The organism is Chryseobacterium metallicongregator, from assembly GCF_031324065.1.
GTDB classification, from domain to species: Bacteria; Bacteroidota; Bacteroidia; order Flavobacteriales; family Weeksellaceae; genus Chryseobacterium; species Chryseobacterium metallicongregator.
In genome coordinates this window covers 326,528-343,815 of record NZ_JAVIXS010000003.1, presented here as the reverse complement: position 1 = coordinate 343,815, position 17,288 = coordinate 326,528, and the positions used below count along the sequence as shown (strand labels likewise).

The window sequence follows — 17,288 nt, the reverse complement described above, 5'->3', positions numbered from 1 at the left end:
TGTAATTCACAGGACAAGAAAAAACCTTAACAATTTGTCAAGGCTTTTTCCGCACATAAATAATAAAATCATTGATCTTCTGTTGAAAGAGCTTTTAAAGCATTATTGAGAAATTAGTTTGTAGGTACAGCATAAATAATATTCTCGGAATAGTTACCTCCGAATCCCTGAAATAAACTTCCTGCTGATGGCGCACCTCCAATCACGTTATTTCCGGCAATATATTTATACCTTTTTACTGCACCAGATGAGTTATTAACAATTAAACTTCCCTGAATGATAGAAAATCTTGTGAGTGAAGAAGATGTAGGCCCCTGAATAAGGCCGCTTACTAAAACAGGTGCTTCAAAAATATCTCCTGAAATATTCGCGGTATCTCCCGGATTAATATTAGGCTGATCTGAAAAGCTTGTCCTTATCCACATCCATTGATCACTGATTAATGCAGTTCCTGTAGGGATAATAAGTTGTTGTATTGTAACCAGCCATTTTCCCTGAGGCAGATCAATATAAGAGCCCGTATACTGAAATGTTCCCGTGGAGGTGAAAGGGATATCAATACCCGTTCCATTTGTTCCTCTTACCACTGTAAGCCTTACAGGTTTCCATAGACCATTCCCGTTGACATCAGAAGTCAGCACATAATTTTCGTTTTGGGCTCCGTCTACAATCTTTATTCCCGACACCGGAACCGCTAATGTTCCTGCAGTTTTAATATCCAAACTCGTTGCCGGGTTATTATTCCCGATTCCTAAACGACCCTCAGCAGTCATCACTACATCATCCATCTGATTGGTAATACTAACAGGGCCGGAGGTTTCATTATTTTTTTTTCCGTCTAAATGAAACATTGCCTGGGGATTTGGAGTATTTAACCCAACTTGTGCAAACGCCACGTTTGCAAAAATCCCTAAAGTCATAACATACATCTTTTTCATTGAAATTGGTTTTAATTATTATTCGTAAAAAAGCAAAACAATTTTGTGAAATATTTTTCTGTTAACTTCATCTGGCAGACCGAAGTTAATGAGAGACTAACCTACCGCTAAAAACGGGTATTTAACGAACAGAAACTGTACGTATTTTTCCACAAAAGTGTAATGATATTATGACTTTAAAGAAGTTGTATTAATGAATTTCGCTATAGATTTCCAGCAATTCAACAAGATTGGTGATCTTTAATTTTTGATAAACCCTTCTTTTATAAGTTCCTACGGTAGATTCTTCGATATCAAGAGCATTAGCGATTTCAAGATTCCCATTTCCTTTTGCCAGAAGATTAAAAACCTGCAGTTCTCTCTCTGATAAATTCTCAATGGCTTTTCGTTTTTTATTTCCTTTCAGCAATTCATTCAATATCTCCGGAGTGTAATACTGTCCATCTTTAAAGAGTGCCTCAACAGCTTTGACAAAATTTTCGGGATCACTTTGCTTATTCAAAAAGCCATTTGCGCCCTCTTCAATGTATTGCAATGCAATATTTTCTTTGTAGGATGTAAATATTAAGATAAGTATATCTTCAGCAATTGCTTTGATCTCTTTCACCATTGATTTGAGAATACTTCCCGGAAGTTCAATATCAAGAATAACCAGATCATATTTTTCCGATTGTATTTTCTGTTTTACCTCATCATAGGTTTCTGCAAAATCGACCTCAAAATGGTTAAAATTTTTCTCCAGAATCATCGCGGTTCCAATTCTTACCACATGATGATCATCTGCAATGAGTATTTTTTTCGTCATATTTTAATAAAGATTTTAATGGTGGTTCCTTTCGGAGTATTTTTATGAAAAGTCATTTCGGAATTAATCTTCATGAGCAGCTGAACAACCATATGAAGACCTAACCCATAGTTTTTGAAAATCATATGTTCATCATTTTCTTTTTTCTTAAAGAGCCCCGAATAGTAAATTCTCTGTTCCTCAGACATTCCGTTCCCTGTATCTGAAATATTAATTTCCATATGGGACGCTGTGGAAACTGATGTGATGGTAATTTCTCCGTCTGAAGTATTTTTCACTGCATTATCTATAATATTGTGGAAAACTGCAAGGAGAATGTTTTTATTGAGCCGTGTTGTCAACTGGTGATCACAAAAGTTGTAGATAAATGTATTTTTCTGCGCTGCAATTTCTTCAAACAGCAATCTTTTGGTTTCAATCAGATCATATACGGAATATTCTTCTTCCGCACTATTTTGTTGTTTGTATAATTCTGTATATTCTTTAAGGCTTAACGTAAATTTATAGAGCTGTTCTGAGGTTTTATAAATGCTGTCAAAATATTTTTTCTGAGTCTTTGGATCATCAGATTGGTTGAGTTCCTGCGAAAGAAGAGCAATAAACTTTACGGGTGTAGTAATGTCATGACTGATACTTTCTACCAGTTTTTTCTGATAATCGGACTCATTTTTAAGTTTGTTATTCGTTTCGAGAAGTTCTTTGTCTTTATGAACAAGGGTATTTTTCAGAACTTTATTTTTCAGTCTTAAAAAATTGGTCCTGCTCTGTACAATCACCAAAACAATGAAAATAATAATCCCAGCGATCAGTATTTTAAAGATAAGTGTCTGATAAAAATAGGGTTCTACTTCTACAGGAATGGTTTTATAAATAAACTTCCCTGTTTCAGAAGATAAAAACCGAACGAGAAGATTGTAGGTTCCCGGATCTATATTGGCCAGCCGGAATGTTTTATCATTTTTAATATTTATCCATGAGCTGTCTTCATTGTCAAGCTTAGCCTGTAAATAAATATTTTCAAAATCGGAATAATAAGGAACATCTATATAGATTTCTGCATTTTTATACCCTCGTTCCAGAAAGAGTTTATCTTTCACCTGAATCATCTTTCCTTTTATCTTTGCTCTTTCCAGATGTATGTCTTCAAGCTGGGGATAATACGTTTTTACATTTTCAGGATTAAAAAATACGAATCCCTCCATGGAAGGAAATACAAACTGTCCATCTTTCAGAATGTGGGCACAGGGATTTGCACTTCCGTTGAATTCATTATTTAACAGTCCCTGTTTTTTGGTGTATCGGTAATAAGTGAGGTCTCCTTTCGGATCTTTTATATATTGTAAAAGTATATTTTTATTGATTTTAAACAATCCGTTATTGGATGAGATCCACAGGTTGGAATTCTTATCTTCCAACAGATAATGGGCATTCGCCAGGAAATCATTTTTATCAGACGGAACCCTGATTGTCTTTTGATCTTTTATTAAGTAAAGCCCTCTATTGTATGTGGTAAACCAGATACTTCCATCTTTTGTCCTTATAATTTGTTTTACCGGAAGACCTTTTCCGATAAGCTTCACCACTTTATTCGCGATAAGTGAATACACATATATTCCACCACTGCTTCCCAGATAGAGAAAGTTTTTATCATATCGGAGAACAGCATCTATATTATCTTTACAGGGAATAATTCTTTCAATTTCTTTAAAATTATCTTTCTTAAACAGATAAAGGTAAGACCCTTTTCCGCTCACAAGCGATGCCATATAAAGCGCTCCACTTTTATACAGACCATCAAGTTCCTTATTTTTAAAAGAAATGGAATCATATTTTGTAAATCCACTGTTCTTATATCTGATGTAAATGGAATTATTTTCCCTGTAAACCAGATTTCCGGCATTATCTTCCAAAATATACCGTTTATCATAAGATTGGGGAGCAGGATATAGTCTTTCTGATCTATTCTGATAGTATTTAATACCTTCTGATGTCAGAACAGAATTATCACCATAGGGTAATGCAGCATAGCAAACCTCATCCTGATAAGATAAGTCCTTTCTGGAAACCGAAAAATCGGATAAGCTTAGGATTTTAAGCCCATGAATAGAACTCCCGATCTATAACTTCCGGGCCGCTTCATCGTAAAACATAGCACCGGAAATATCTTTATCAATATCTTTATATTCCAGCAAATAAGTAAGCTTCAATTTTCCATCTGAAAATTCACTTCTGTATATTTTACCATGACTGATGATGAACACCTGTCCGGTAATCTGCTGCCAGTAAATTTTGGTTTCCGGATCAGTATAAACAGATGGTGCATTGATATAAGAATATTTTCCCTGATAGAGCTGAAGAATTTTTTTATTCTCAGCATCAGCAACAAAAACGTAATCCCCATGAACAAACAATCGGTTTAATCTGCTTTGTGAAAATGTCAGATCAATTTCCGTACGCTTCTTATTCTTCTTTTCAATATAGATAATTCCATTCTTTTCAAAATAATAAGAACCCGTATTTAAATGGATGAAAAACGAATCTACAATCGAAACATACCGTACCGTGAAATTATTTTTAAAAATTTGTTTGTATATTTTATTATCTGCCCTGTTTCCGGAACTCGATATCAGTCTGGAAGATATAATATGGGGACTTCTATGGGAAATCATCAGAGCATCTTTCTCAGAAGCATTAAAAACAGCAATACTGTCTTTTTGGATGTTTCCGGAGAAATCACCAAAACTTAAGTTTTTAAGTTTAAAATTTTTGTACTCAACGAAATTACTTCCATCATACCGTACAATTCTGCCTTCCATAGAGAGCCATATAAAACCATACTTATCTTTTACAATGTCCTTGATGCTGTTTTGAGGCAAACCATTGTCCATGTTGTACCACTGGGTAGTATAGCTTTGCCCGTTGACACTTAGAAAAAACAGAAATGAAATAAAGTAGAGAAGCTTCATTCAGTAGGACAGCCTTATATTTAAGACAAATATATTATAGAAAATTAAATTTATTGTAAACATTTATCCACAATTATGTGAATTTTTTTCTACATAATTAGATATGTATAATATATTCATTATAATAAATTTGAAAAACCAAACATTTGTTCCCTCATCAATGTCATGGTCATCAGGCATACTGAAAACACAGTCTTTTTTGTTCGCAAAAAAATGATCTCCTTCTGTCCAAGGAGATCATTCTTCTATGATAATTAAATGTAAGTAAAAGTGAAATTTTTATAGGCTATAAAAATTCTTTCGGAACAGAAATATTATTCTTTTTCATGTATTCCAAAAGGTTTTGATATTTATCTTCATATTCATTGTTTCCACACTTATGCGAAATACTACAGATGTCTGATGGTTTGATGTCTAAAATATCGGATATTTTAGTCAGTATCTCCAGATTGATCTTCACCTTGGAATTCTCAATATCGGAATACGCCTTTTGGGAAATCCCCATTTCAAAAGCCATATATTCCTGCGTAAGATCTCTGCTCCTACGTATTTTCCTGATATTTTGTCCACATACTTTCATCGTTTTTGTTTTAGTAGTTTTCGGTATATTTTAGAAGATTAGCTATTAGTCTCCAACAAAGTTAATAAATACCTTTGGCAAAACATTATACACGTTACATGATATTTATTTTCGACATAGAAAAGACTTAAAAATAGAACTTTTTTCAGAGAAAATATCACTTCGGTAAACACTATTGGAATTTATGGAGACGCAAAAATTTAATTATGACAATAATATTGTCAGAGCATTCCTCTATGCGACTGTCGCATTCGGACTTGTAGGATTTCTGCTGGGGCTTACAGCTGCATTGATGCTTTTTTATCCTGAATTGCCTGAATTTTTATTCGGTACGGATGATACAACGATTAAAAGCTTAGCTTCGGGGAATATTCAGGGACTGATTAATACTCAGGGAGCGATGGGCTTCGGGAGAATCAGAATGCTTCATACCAGTGCGGTAATTTTTGCTTTCGTATGTAACTCCTTTTTCTGTGGTGCTTATTACAGTATGCAAAGGCTTCTTAAAACCAGAATGTACAGTGACACGCTTTCATGGCTTCACTTCTGGTCTTGGCAGTTTATGATTGTAAGTGTGGTTATTACTTTCCTTATGGGAATCAATACTTCTAAAGAATATGCTGAACATGAATGGCCAATTGATATCTTAATTGCTTTCTCCTGGATCATTTTCGGAATCAATATGTTCGGAACTATTGCTAAGAGAAGAGTAAGACATTTATATGTAGCAATCTGGTTCTATCTGGCAACCTGGATTGCGGTAGCAATGCTTCACATCTTCAATAATCTTGAAGTTCCGTTATCTTTCACAAGCTGGAAATCTTATTCTGTATATGCAGGTGTAAAAGATGCATTAGTACAATGGTGGTATGGACACAATGCGGTTGCATTCGTATTAACCACCCCTGTATTAGGTCTGATGTATTACTTTATGCCAAAAGCAGCTCAGCGACCGGTCTTCTCATACAAATTATCCATCATTCACTTCTGGTCGCTGATCTTCGTATATCTTTGGGCCGGGCCTCACCACCTGCAATATACAGCTTTACCGGCATGGGCTCAGGCGGTAGGAACAGGATTCTCTATTATGTTGATTGCACCGTCATGGGGAGGAATGCTGAATGGTCTTCTTACCTTAAGAGGAGCATGGGATAAAGTAAGAGAAAATCCTATTCTAAAATTCTTTGTTGTAGCAGTTACATGTTATGGTATGGCTACTTTCGAAGGGCCTTTATTGGCAACAAAATCATTAAATAAAATTGGTCACTATACCGACTGGGTTATCGGCCACGTACACCTGGGAGCTCTTGGATGGAATGGTTTTATGGCATTCGGAGTGGTATATTATCTGGTTCCGATCATGTGGAGAACATCTCTTTGGTCTAAAAAATTAGCCAACTGGCACTTCTGGTTAGGAACTTTAGGAATCATCTTCTATGCAGTACCTATGTATATTTCAGGATTTACACAGGGATTAATGTGGAAGCAATTCAATCCGGACGGAACTTTATTGTGGAAAAACTGGCTGGATACGGTAACGGCAATTATTCCATACTTTAAAATGAGATTCTTAGGTGGAATACTATATTTATCCGGAGCAATTTTAATGGTAATCAATGTTATCAAAACGATTAAAGCCGGTTCATTCCAGAAAAACGTTCCTGCGGAGGCTCCTGCATTAGCCAATATCGGAAGCACAAGAAAAGAAGGCGAAGGTGTACACCTCTGGTTGGAAAGAACACCTACTCTCCTTTCTGTATTAGCTTTCATCACTATAGCAATCGGTGGATTGGTGGAAATTGTTCCTACATTGTCACTGAAGCAAAGTGTTCCGACAATTACCGCAGTAAAGCCCTATACTCCACTGGAACTGGAAGGTAGAGATTTATATATCCGTGAGGGATGTAACTCATGCCACTCACAAATGATCAGACCGTTCCGTGACGAAGTTGTAAGATTTGAAGGAAAAAACGGACAGTATTCCAAAGCGGGAGAATTCGTATACGACAGACCATTTTTATGGGGATCTAAAAGAACAGGACCGGATCTTCACAGAGAAGGAGGAAGAAACCCGGATTCATGGCACTTCAAACATATGTATAACCCAAGAATTACTTCTGCCGGTTCTATCATGCCACGTTTCCCATGGTTAATTACCAATAAACTGGACAAAACTCAAATGGTGGACAAAATGAAACTGATGAAAAATGCCTTCGATGTTCCTTATACAAAAGCTCAGATTGATTCTGCCAACCAATGGGCAGACAACCAGTCTAAAGCAATTGTACAGAGAATTTACGCTGAAGCAACCGATGTAAAAGATCAGATGGTAAAAGAAAAAACAGCAAAAGGATCTGCCTATGTACCGCTTGAACAAAGAGAAATTGTGGCAATGATTGCTTACCTGCAAAGATTAGGTACAGACATTAAAACAACACAGGTACAAACCGCAAGCGTAGAGTAACATTTAAAATTAAACTGCAATGAAAACGAGAACCCCCATTTCAATATATATCGCAACTACGATAGGTTTAACGATCATGGCCTTTGAAATGTTCGCCGGAGATTCAGGATATTTTTCTTCTCCTTTTTTCTGGGCGCTGATATTAATCGCCACTATCCTGTTACTGATTATGAACTCTATTGGAGATCTGGTGGAAAATGAAAGTTTCAACAGATTATCCGAGGAAGAGAAAAAACAATACCTGGAAGAAAAGAAAGTTCCGTACTATCAGAAATTATGGAACTCTGCCTTCAAAAAACAAACTGCTACGGAAGAAAAAGATATTCTTATCGACCATGGTTTTGACGGCATTACAGAGCTTGACAACTCTCTTCCGAAATGGTGGATCGGCTTGTTCTGGTTCGGATGTATTTTCTGTGCAGTTTATCTGTTTGCTTTTTCTTTCACAGACTATGCTCATCCGGAAGCAGAATATACCAAAGAAACAAAAACGATGTTAGCTTCCATTGCTGAGTATGAGAAAACAGCTCCTCAGATCAATCTGGAATCAGCAAAATACAGTGCAGATAATATTGCAGAAGGACAGGAATTGTTTAAAACGAATTGTGTTACCTGCCACGGTGACGGAGGAAAAGGTGGTATAGGTCCTAACCTTACCGATACCCACTGGATCAATATTAAAGAAAAAAGCTTATTTAAAAATGTATTCTGGATGCTTGAAAACGGTTCTCCAAACAATCCTACCATGAGACCTTTCATTAAGGAAGGAACCATTACCGGAAGAGATGCTGAAAAGATTGCCGCTTATATTTATCACATCAACCAGGAAACTGCTCCTATCACTACAGCACAAGGAGGTGCTGCTCCTCAGGGAGAAGAAGTGAAATGGGAAAACGGAAACAACTAAATTATTATCTATCATATAAACCATGCCACGCCCCCATTACAACTACTAACATTTGAATTTTCATTTTTGCTAACTAACCTTTTCAACATTAAAAAAATGATAAAAGGGGGCGTTTTTTACCAATAACAATCCTTACTTTGGCTGTCTTACTCAACTATTCACTTGACAACTACAAACTAGAAATTCCATAAAAAGACAGCCAAGGCAGGATTTTTGCATTCGCAAAAGGGTACCACAACAAGGACCAAATAAAATAGTATTATTATCTTTGTTAGAAACCACTTCGCATTTGAAACTGAAAATCAACACTACAAAACTTTTAAGGCGTATTGCAATAACCTTTATTTCAATATTGGTTCTTCTTACCCTGTTGATACTAAGCTTAAGACTTCCTGCCGTCCAAAACTTTATCAAAGACAAGCTCATTGTTTATCTGGAGAAAAAAATCAAAACTCCGGTAAAACTTGAAAGAGTTTATATCGGATTTCCCAACAGCCTTGTCATGGAAAATCTCTACCTCAAAGGGCAAGATGTAGATACTCTTCTGGCAGTAAAGAAACTGGATGTAGGTTTACACATGCTGAAACTCCTTAATTCTACAGCAGATATTACTTCAGTCAGTATGGAAGGTGCCCGTGCTAATGTGGTACGGAAACCGGATGGCAAATTCAATTTTGATTATATTATTGATGCATTTGCCTCCAGCGATAAAGAAGAAAGCCCTTCCAAGCCCTTTATTATTTCTCTTGATAAAATCAATTTAAAAGATATTGGAGTAACCTTCAACGACCAGCAGTCGAAGAATGACATCAAACTCTATTTTAAGTCGTTCGATACCAGAGTCAAAACTTTTGATCTCAGCAAAAACAAATATGCAGTCAATGACATCAATCTTGACGGATTAAAATTAAAGTTAAAGCAGGGACTCGTAGAAGAAGTTGCTCAAAAAGTAGAGAAAAAAGTAGATTCTCTCAATGAAAAGAAACCGATGAATATTGGATTGAGAGGCATTAAACTTACTCATTTCGATATTGATTACGGTGATGAAAATACCAAAACATTCGCAAAAGTTATATTTAAAGAACTGAGCACAAAGGTTAATAAGCTTGATCTGGAGAACAATGCCTACCATGTAGCCAATATATTTCTTTCCGGAGCAGACATCAATGCTAATCTCTACCTTCCCGCTCAGAATGCCAATCCGAAAAAAACACAGGAACCTGAGGTTTCCAAAGCTTCCGATCAGGATAAAGCCATGAAACTTCTCTTAGGGAAACTTGTTTTGAATGATGTAAAGGCAACTTATAACAATACTGCTATTGCTCCAACTAAACAAGGTATAGACTTCAATCACCTCAATTTTTCAAAAATGAATGTTGAGGTAAGAAGCTTCAAAATGGAGAACAATACTTTTGCAGGAACAGTAAATTCTGCAGAAATCAAAGAAAACAGAGGCTTGGATATCCAAAAATTCAATACGGATTTTGTATATGCTGAAAAGGAAGCTTATCTCAAAGACCTTTATCTTCAAACCCCGAAAACGATATTACGTGATGAGGTTATTTTAAACTATAACTCCATTGATCAGCTCAGCTCAAACTTAGGTGCTGTAAAGATTGCAGCCAATATCAAAGATTCAAAAATAGGATTCTCCGACATTCTGAATCTGGTTCCTACTTTAAAAAATACCGTTCCGTTCAACAAATATCCGAACGCAATCCTTAACGTAAATGCGAATGTAAAAGGAAGCGTCAATGATCTTTTAATTCAGGATCTTAAAGTTTCCGGGCTGGATCAATTGAGAGTAATGGCTTCCGGAAAGATCAAAAATGCGATGAATCCTGATCAGCTGTATTACGATCTGAGAATCGGAGAGTTTTCTTCCAGTGCCAAAACGATATTCAATCTTGTTCCTAAAAATACGATTCCTTCCAATATTTCGCTTCCTTCCCATTTCAGCATTAAAGGAAATGCAAAAGGTACAACTAAGGTTGTGAATACTGATCTGAACCTCTACTCTACTTTAGGAAATGCAGCCATCATCGCGCAGGTAGACATGCGTAGAAAGAATCACGAACTGTATGATGTAAAAGCCAATCTTCAGGGAATACAGGTAGGAAAAATTATTCAGAACAAAGATATTGGTCCCATCACCGCACAAATTGCCGCAAAAGGAGAAAGTTTTGATTTTAAAAATGCCAAAGCGGATTTAAAAGGGCATGTTGCTTCTGCCGTCTACAAAGGATATCGTTATCAAAATATGAACCTTACCGGAAAGATCAACAAAGGAGCATATCATGTGATTTTAGATTCAAAAGACCCGAATGCCAGTCTACAGCTGGCTGCTTCCGGTGTGTATGATGAAAAAAATCCTACCGTAAAAATCAATGGAGAAGTCATCAAGCTGGATGTCAACAAACTTGGCTTCTATGAAAAGCCAATGATCATTGCCGGAAAAATTGATGGAGATTTCACCAGCTTAGATCCAAATAATCTGAATGGCTATCTAAACCTTAAAGATTTTGCATTCTCTGATACGAAAGAGGTTTATCCGGTACAGGAAGTTAACCTGAAAGCATCATCCACAATAGATTCTACTCAGATTATTTTCAATTCTCAGATTGCAGATGTGGAACTGAAAGGAAAATATAAACTTACCCAGATCTTTGGTGCTTTAACCCAAACGATCAATCAATATTATCAATTCCAGAAACCGGATAAAACCCAGAAAATTGATCCGGGACAACATTTTACCTTTACCGCCAAAGTAAAAAATGATGATCTGATCAGAAAATTTGTGCCGGATCTGAAAGATTTTGAAACGATCAATCTTGTCGGGAATTATGATGCAGATTCTCAAAAAATAGAGATTGACGGACAGACCCCAAGGTTACTGTATGGTGAAAATACCATTGAAAAAGGAGCCTTGAAAGTCACCAATGAAAATCAGGCATTGCAGTACAGTCTGAATGTGGCAGCATTGAAAAGCTCAAGTTTTTCTTTAAACAAAATCAATATTGATGGAGATGTTGCTGACAACACCATTCGCTACAATGTTACGACAAAAGATGAGAAAGATGCTACCCAATTCCTGATTGCAGGAAATGCAAAATCACTGAATGATATTACCGAAATATCCCTGAATCCGAATGGACTTAAACTTAATTATACGGATTGGAATGTTGCAGAAAATAACAAAATTCAGATCAGCGATAAGGGAATTCTGGCTGATAATTTCATACTTTCCAATGGAAACAGTGAAATTGCCGTTCAGTCTGAAAGTAGCAGCCCAAGCAGTCCTTTAAATATTTCGTTGAAAGATTTCAAGATTGAAACCATTACGGAACTCATTAAAAAAGATACGGTTCTGGCAAGAGGAACTATTAACGGGACAGCACAACTTCGTGATGTGACTAAAAATATGACCTTCACTTCGGATCTTAATATTTCTGATTTAATCGTCTACGGAAGCCCTGTTGGAAATCTTGCGGTAAAAGTGAACAATGCTTCACCGAAAGTTTTAAATGCAGATATTGCCCTTTCCGGAAATAATAATGACGTAAAAATCCTGGGTGATTACAATACTTCTTCCAGTACTTTTGATCTGAATATGGCAATCAACCAGCTTCAGATGAAGAGTATTCAAGGGTTTTCTATGAATGCGATTACCAATACAGAAGGTTATCTTTCCGGAAATTTAAAGATCACTGGAACGACTGATAAACCTAATATTTTAGGAAAAGTAAAATTCAATGATGCGGGACTGGAAATTGCCAAAACAGGAAGTGATTTCAGACACCTGAGTGATGAAATAGATTTTACAAGCCAGGGAATCGAGTTTGATAAATTTAAAATAAAAGATAAAGACGGAAATGCTCTTGTTGTAGACGGACAGGTCCTGACTCAGACCTACAGAGATTTCGCCTTTAACCTGAATGTGAATGCTAAAGATTTTAAAGTTGTCAATTCAGAAAAATCCAATGACGCAATGATGTATGGTGTTCTTGCTATTGATGCCGGACTTCATATCCGCGGAAACCTTGATCTTCCAAAAGTAGATGGAAGACTGAGCGTGGCAGACAATACGGATTTCACTTTTGTTCTTCCTCAATCCAGCCCTACTTTACAGGAAAGAGATGGTATTGTAGAATTTGTGGATCAGGATCAGGTGGTTTTAAACAAAACAATCAAAGCAGATTCTCTTAATGCGCAAAGCCGTATCAAAGGGATGGATGTGAGTGTTAATATTGAAGTCAGCAAAGAAGCAAAACTGTCGCTGATCATTGATAAAGCCAATGGTGATTTTGTACAGCTCCAGGGTGAAGCAGAGTTAACCGGAGGAATAGATCCGTCAGGAAAAACCACATTGGTAGGAGTATATGAAGTGGAAAAAGGAAGTTATGATCTTTCTGTGAGTTTCCTGAAACGTAAATTTGACATCCAGAAAGGCAGTACTATCACATGGACCGGTGAACCTACAACGGCCCAAATGGATATTACCGCCGTTTATAAAACAGAAGCTGCGCCTATTGACCTTGTAGAACAGCAGATCAGTGGAGAAAGTGCTTCAACATTGAATCAGTTTAAGCAGAGAGTTCCTTTCAATGCTTTATTAAAAATGAAAGGGGAATTATTGAAGCCTCAGCTTACTTTTGATATCACTACAGATGAAAAAAATAATTCTGTATCTACGAATGTGAAAGATGTTGTAGATCAAAAGCTTGCCCAGATCAGAACTCAGGAATCCGAGCTGAATAAGCAGGTGTTTGCCTTACTTCTTCTGAACCGTTTTATCGGAGAAAATCCATTTGAAAGTGGAGCTGGAATGTCTGCAGAGACTATGGCAAGACAGAGTGTGAGTAAAATTCTTTCTCAGCAGCTGAACAATCTTGCCGCAGGACTAATTAAAGGAGTAGATCTTAATTTTGGTCTTGATTCTTCAGAAGATTATTCCACCGGAGAAAAAAATACGCGAACTGACCTGAATGTAGATATCAGTAAAAAATTATTGAATGACCGACTGAAAGTAACGGTAGGAAGTAATTTCGGACTGGAAGGTCAGGCCCGTCAAAATGAAAATATGACCAATATTGCGGGTAATGTTTCAGTAGATTACAGCCTTTCTAAAGATGGAAGGTATATGTTACGAGCTTACCGTAAAGATGAGTATCAGGTGGCTCTTCAGGGGCAGATCATAGAGACCGGAGTTGGATTCATCATTACATTGGATTATGACAAATTCCGCGAGATTTTCCAGAAATCTAAAGAGAAGAAGCCAAAAAAAAATCAAAATAACCAAGTGGTAGAATTTAAATAATGAGTAATAAGTTCCATATATATTGTAAGTATCTGTTGGTTTCCGGAATGGCATCCACGGTAATTTCGTGCAGCAATACCAGGTTTTTGAAAGAAGGCCAGATGCTGTATACAGGAGCCAAAGTGAAGATTGAGAATGATACAATTTCCAAAAAAGAAAAAAAAGATCTTCAGGCTGCCTTAGAAGCCAATCTTACTCCAAAACCCAATTCTACGTTTTTAGGACTGCGCCCAAAGCTGTATTTCTATAATATAGCCAAGGAACCTAAAAAGGATAAGGGTTTTAATTACTGGCTAAAATATAAAGTGGGTGAAAAGCCTGTATTATTGGGTGATGTAGACCGTGAGTTCAATAAAGATATCATTGAAAATTATTCTGAAAATAAAGGATATTTCAATGCTAAAGCTTCTTATGATACGGTTTCAAGGAATAAAAAAGCTCAGGTTATTTATACGGTAAGACCAGGTTCCAGATATCTGATTGACGGCGTAAAATTCCAGAAAGATTCTACACTGGTTAATCAGGAAATTCAAAACCTTACGGATAAAACGCTTCTTAAAAATGGAAGACCATTTGATCTGGATGTTATCAAAGCTGAAAGAGACAGAATTGACAATAGGTTAAAAGAAAGAGGTTTTTATTATTTCCATCCCGATAATATTATTGTTCAGGCTGACAGTACGGTGAGCAAAAATCATAAGGTGGAACTTAATGTAAAACTGAAAGACAATACCCCTGATTTAGCAACGCAGCAGTTTAGCATTGATAATGTTATTGTATTTCCCAATTACAACATTCAGGACGTAAAAGATGGTAAATACAGTATCCCGATGGATAAAGATTCTCTTTCCAAATATCGTTTTGACGACATTTATGTTATTGATCCTCAGCATAAATTCAAACCAAAAATTTTTGACAGAGCTTTATATTTCAAAAAAGGAGATCTTTATAACCGCTCTAATCATAATCTTACCCTGAACCGATTAATCAGTCTGGGTGTCTTCAAATTTGTAAAGAATGAGTTCATTGTATCTGACTCTTTAAGCCATAAATTTGATGCGTATTATCTATTGACCCCTAGACAAGTCCAGTCGCTTCGCCTGGAAGCATTGGGAAGAACAAACTCTGCCAATTATGCAGGTAGTGAGCTGAACCTGAACTGGACACACAGAAACTTTTTCCGCGGTGCAGAGCAATTCAAAGCCGCCATCTACGGAGCATTTGATTTTCAGATGGGAGGCGCTCAGAATGCCAATAATATTTTCCGTGCAGGAACAAACGTACAACTTTCTATTCCGAGAATTGTAGCACCATTCCGTTTTCATTCTTCCAGTGAATTTGTTCCCAGAACAAATATTACATTGGGATATGAATTCCAAAACAGAACCCAATATTACACGCTTAATAATTTCACCGGATCATTCGGATATCTATGGAAAGAAAATGCAAGGAAAGAACATGATCTGAAAGTGATTGATATTACATTGGTTTCTCCTGCAAATGTCACTGCAGAATATGAATCTATCTCTGCAAAAAATCCTGCCTTGAAAAGAGTTGTAGCCAAACAGCTTATTTTCGGTCCTACCTATTCTTATACCTACACTAATACGATGCTGCCAAGAACCAATACCTTTTACTACAAAGGAACACTTGATCTGGCAGGAAATATTACAGGTCTGGTTACCGGAGCTGATGTAAAAAAGGACAAAGAGAAGAAAATATTTGGAATTCCTTTCAGCCAGTATGTAAAGATTGAAAACGACATAAGATTCTATCATAAGTTTACTGAAAAATCTTCACTGGCAACGAGATTTATCGGAGGAATCGCTTATCCTTACGGAAATTCAGAATTTATTCCTTTCTCTAAACAGTTTTTCTCAGGAGGGAGTAACAGTATCAGAGCATTCCGTGCAAGAACATTAGGACCGGGAAGTTTTGATCCGAGAACGATAGATCCGAGCATTTACTTTGACCAGTCTGGAGATATCAAACTGGAATTAAATGCTGAGTACAGAGCCAATCTTTATAAATTTTTAAATGCTGCTGTTTTTGTAGATGCCGGAAATATCTGGCTGCTTCACGACGATAAAGACAGACCGGGCGCTAAATTTTCAAAAGACTTTTTAAATGAAATTGCGGTGGGAGCCGGAGTAGGTCTGAGACTGGATTTTTCTATCCTGATTTTAAGACTGGATCTGGCCATGCCACTGAGAGTTCCTTACTATCAGAAAGGAGACAGATGGACCTTCGATAAAATTAATTTCGGAGATCCAAGCTGGAGAAAAGATAATCTTGTTTTTAATATTGCCATCGGATATCCTTTTTAATATGATCAATACTGTTAAATTTTTCTGGGAAGTTCTTAAAGATACATTTACTGAATGGAACAATTCTACTGCATCAAAAGATTCAGCAAGTCTTGCGTATTATGCCATCTTTTCTATTCCGGGATTATTGATCATTATTATCTGGGTACTTGGAAATTTCTTTGGTGAAGAAGCTATCCGTGGGCAGATCAGCACACAAATCAGCGGTATTATGGGGCCAGATGTGGCAAAAAGTATCGAAGGAATGCTGGCCGGAGCTCTTATTGATAAAAAAAATATTTTTATGAAGGCAGTGGGAGTCGGGTCATTAGTTTTCGGTTCTACAACCCTCTTCTTTCAGCTTCAGCATTCATTAAATACACTTTGGGAAGTGGAAGCAGCTCCCAAAAAAGCACTGGTTAAATTTCTGCTGGACAGAGCGAATTCTTTAGGGATGATTCTTATTCTGGGATTTCTTCTGATGATCACCATGATTTTATCTTCTCTGATCAGTCTGTTTAATACGATTATCACCCAATATTTTGGTTTTGAAACGTATATGCTGGTAGAAACCGTGAATTTCGCTGTAGGCTTTGGACTTGTCATGCTCTTATTTGCTTTAATGTTTAAAGTTTTGCCTGATGTTTTGGTCAGCTGGAAACCGGTATGGAAAGGAGCTTTTCTCACTACTGTTTTATTTACGCTGGGAAAATTTTTATTAAGCCTCTATTTTAACCAGGTAAAACCTACTTCAGCCTTTGGCGCTGCCGGAACCGTCATTCTGATTATGATGTGGATCAATTATTCCTGTATGCTGATATTCTTCGGCGCAGAATTTACCAAAGTTTATACTTACAAAAAAGGATATAAAGTTATTCTTTCCAAACATGCACGGTGGACTCCAGCCAAGCTGTACGCTGATAGTTTGAAACAGATGAAGGATAATCAAGAAGAGACCAAAAGTCCAGAAACTTCGGAATCAAAACAATCTTAGTATTAAATAGA

10 protein-coding genes are annotated in these 17,288 nt (G+C 36.6%); 5 read left to right on the top strand and 5 right to left on the bottom strand.

Annotated elements, in window-relative coordinates:
* Positions 1-113 precede the first annotated feature (113 nt).
* The 5 genes from REB14_RS05800 to REB14_RS05780 all read right to left on the bottom strand — a co-directional run bounded on the left by REB14_RS05800 (position 114) and on the right by REB14_RS05780 (position 5,289).
* Positions 114-938 (bottom strand): hypothetical protein, encoded by an 825-nt coding sequence (locus REB14_RS05800; protein ID WP_309521738.1) that lies wholly within the window; start codon positions 936-938, stop codon positions 114-116.
* A 190-nt stretch (positions 939-1,128) separates the two neighbouring features.
* On the bottom strand, positions 1,129-1,743 hold the full coding sequence (locus REB14_RS05795) for a response regulator transcription factor (RefSeq protein WP_309521737.1): 615 nt from the start codon (positions 1,741-1,743) through the stop codon (positions 1,129-1,131).
* Positions 1,740-3,653, bottom strand: a complete 1,914-nt coding sequence (locus REB14_RS05790; RefSeq protein WP_309521736.1) for a sensor histidine kinase — start codon at positions 3,651-3,653, stop codon at positions 1,740-1,742. Before REB14_RS05790 ends, REB14_RS05795 begins: the two co-directional genes overlap by 4 nt.
* 207 nt (positions 3,654-3,860) lie before the next feature.
* On the bottom strand, positions 3,861-4,709 hold the full coding sequence (locus REB14_RS05785; protein ID WP_309521735.1) for a hypothetical protein: 849 nt from the start codon (positions 4,707-4,709) through the stop codon (positions 3,861-3,863).
* A 286-nt stretch (positions 4,710-4,995) separates the two neighbouring features.
* Positions 4,996-5,289 (bottom strand): helix-turn-helix domain-containing protein, encoded by a 294-nt coding sequence (locus REB14_RS05780; RefSeq protein ID WP_079243170.1) that lies wholly within the window; start codon positions 5,287-5,289, stop codon positions 4,996-4,998.
* Between the two features lie 184 nt (positions 5,290-5,473).
* Between REB14_RS05780 and ccoN the strand changes: the two genes are divergently transcribed.
* The 5 genes from ccoN to REB14_RS05755 all read left to right on the top strand — a co-directional run bounded on the left by ccoN (position 5,474) and on the right by REB14_RS05755 (position 17,277).
* Positions 5,474-7,753: a cytochrome-c oxidase, cbb3-type subunit I gene (ccoN, locus tag REB14_RS05775; protein WP_079243171.1), complete on the top strand. Its 2,280-nt coding sequence runs from the start codon at positions 5,474-5,476 to the stop codon at positions 7,751-7,753.
* 19 nt (positions 7,754-7,772) lie between these two features.
* Positions 7,773-8,660 carry a cbb3-type cytochrome c oxidase N-terminal domain-containing protein gene (locus REB14_RS05770; RefSeq protein WP_062672552.1) on the top strand — a complete coding sequence of 296 codons (888 nt, stop codon included), beginning with the start codon at positions 7,773-7,775 and terminating at the stop codon, positions 8,658-8,660.
* A gap of 289 nt (positions 8,661-8,949) precedes the next feature.
* On the top strand, positions 8,950-13,977 hold the full coding sequence (locus REB14_RS05765; protein WP_309521734.1) for a translocation/assembly module TamB domain-containing protein: 5,028 nt from the start codon (positions 8,950-8,952) through the stop codon (positions 13,975-13,977).
* Positions 13,977-16,304 carry a translocation and assembly module lipoprotein TamL gene (gene tamL / locus REB14_RS05760; protein WP_309521733.1) on the top strand — a complete coding sequence of 776 codons (2,328 nt, stop codon included), beginning with the start codon at positions 13,977-13,979 and terminating at the stop codon, positions 16,302-16,304. Before REB14_RS05765 ends, tamL begins: the two co-directional genes overlap by 1 nt.
* A 1-nt stretch (position 16,305) precedes the next feature.
* Positions 16,306-17,277 (top strand): YihY/virulence factor BrkB family protein, encoded by a 972-nt coding sequence (locus tag REB14_RS05755; RefSeq protein ID WP_309521732.1) that lies wholly within the window; start codon positions 16,306-16,308, stop codon positions 17,275-17,277.
* Positions 17,278-17,288: the final 11 nt, after the last annotated feature.

What these genes read in the sequence shown, in the direction of transcription:
- REB14_RS05780 (WP_079243170.1), bottom strand. Translation starts at nt 5,289, where the DNA reads ATGAAAGTATGTGGACAAAATATCAGGAAAATACGTAGGAGCAGAGAT.
- REB14_RS05800 (WP_309521738.1), bottom strand. Translation starts at nt 938, where the DNA reads ATGAAAAAGATGTATGTTATGACTTTAGGGATTTTTGCAAACGTGGCG.
- REB14_RS05785 (WP_309521735.1), bottom strand. Translation starts at nt 4,709, where the DNA reads ATGAAGCTTCTCTACTTTATTTCATTTCTGTTTTTTCTAAGTGTCAAC.
- REB14_RS05795 (WP_309521737.1), bottom strand. Translation starts at nt 1,743, where the DNA reads ATGACGAAAAAAATACTCATTGCAGATGATCATCATGTGGTAAGAATT.
- tamL (WP_309521733.1), top strand. Translation starts at nt 13,977, where the DNA reads ATGAGTAATAAGTTCCATATATATTGTAAGTATCTGTTGGTTTCCGGA.
- REB14_RS05755 (WP_309521732.1), top strand. Translation starts at nt 16,306, where the DNA reads ATGATCAATACTGTTAAATTTTTCTGGGAAGTTCTTAAAGATACATTT.
- ccoN (WP_079243171.1), top strand. Translation starts at nt 5,474, where the DNA reads ATGGAGACGCAAAAATTTAATTATGACAATAATATTGTCAGAGCATTC.
- REB14_RS05770 (WP_062672552.1), top strand. Translation starts at nt 7,773, where the DNA reads ATGAAAACGAGAACCCCCATTTCAATATATATCGCAACTACGATAGGT.